A 1,025-nucleotide genomic window follows, 5' to 3' on the forward strand; every position below is an offset into this window, starting at 1 on the left:
CTCGGCGGGGGCGTGCTGCACGGCGGTGGAGGCGTCGTGCGCCATCACCTGGGCGCGGGTCTGCGCCTCGCCCGCGTAGTGGCGGGCGCCCTCGGCGGCGTCGTGGGCGTAGTCGCCGGCGGAGTCGGCGAACCGGCCCATGCGACCCTGCTCGTCGCCGTGGCCGTACTGGCCGGTGCGGTAGTCGTCGGCGCTGCCCATGATGTTCTCCTTGACGTTGATCAGGCCGGAGCGGACACGGTCCGTCTGACGGCTGACGGCCTTGGTCGGGCTGACCTTCTCGGCGAGGGCGTCCACGTCGCGGCCGAGCTCGGCGCGGGTGCGCTCGATGTCGGCGCGGATCTGGTCCGGATCGTTGCTGCGGTTGGCGGGGGCGTTGTTCACGGGGTCTCCTTGGTGGGATTCAGGGTCTCGGGGATCTCCTGAATCGTCTGGCGGGTCTGCGGCAGACCCTTGATGCGGTCCAGCTCCTTCTTGCCGAGCATGCCGAGAACGGCGGCGCAGGCGGCCCACAGCAGGGCCACGATGAGTGCGGCCCAGCCGAGCGGCATCAGGCTCCCGAGGGCCCACATCAGGGCGGTCGAGACGAAGAGCAGGACGAAGAATGCGGCGAGCGCGGCGCCGGCGAGCATGCCGGCGCCCTTGCCCGCCTTCTTGGCGGAGTCGGTGGCCTCGGCCTTGGCGAGGGACACCTCCTGCCGCATCAGGAGCGAGATCTTCTCCGCGAAGTGGGCGAACATCTCACCCAGCGACTCGGTGCGGGCGCGCTCCTCGGCACGGGTGGGCGGGGCCGGATGGGCGCCGCCGAAGTACAGGTCGGCACCGGCACCGCCGACGCGCGGGTCCGTGCCGTCGCCGCCCGGAAGGTGCGAGCCGGTCATGCGCGGCCCTCCGGCTTCTCCTGGTCGAACGGCTTCTCGGCCGGGGTCTCGGTGATGTGCGCCTGTGCGTTCGGGTTGCCCTGCACCGGCACGCCCTGGGCGCGGCGGCCCGGGACCGGTCCGCCGCCCTGCTGGGCGCCGTTC

Annotated in this window: 2 protein-coding genes; both read right to left on the bottom strand. The window is 72.8% G+C overall.

Features of this window, described 5'->3' with window-relative positions:
- Positions 1-384 (bottom strand): DUF3618 domain-containing protein (locus tag AC2W7A_RS12790; protein ID WP_485991659.1); only part of this gene is annotated, 384 nt, incomplete at its 3' end.
- A complete protein-coding gene (locus tag AC2W7A_RS12795) occupies positions 381-740 on the bottom strand; it encodes a phage holin family protein (RefSeq protein WP_485991660.1) in 360 nt (119 codons plus the stop codon). The genes AC2W7A_RS12790 and AC2W7A_RS12795, both read right to left, overlap by 4 nt.
- Positions 741-1,025 lie beyond the last annotated feature (285 nt).

It is taken from the genome of Micrococcus sp. LASM2_SD2 (genome assembly GCF_057364565.1).

Coding starts and splice junctions, on each gene's coding strand:
- AC2W7A_RS12795 (WP_485991660.1), bottom strand. CDS start 740: ATGTTCGCCCACTTCGCGGAGAAGATCTCGCTCCTGATGCGGCAGGAG.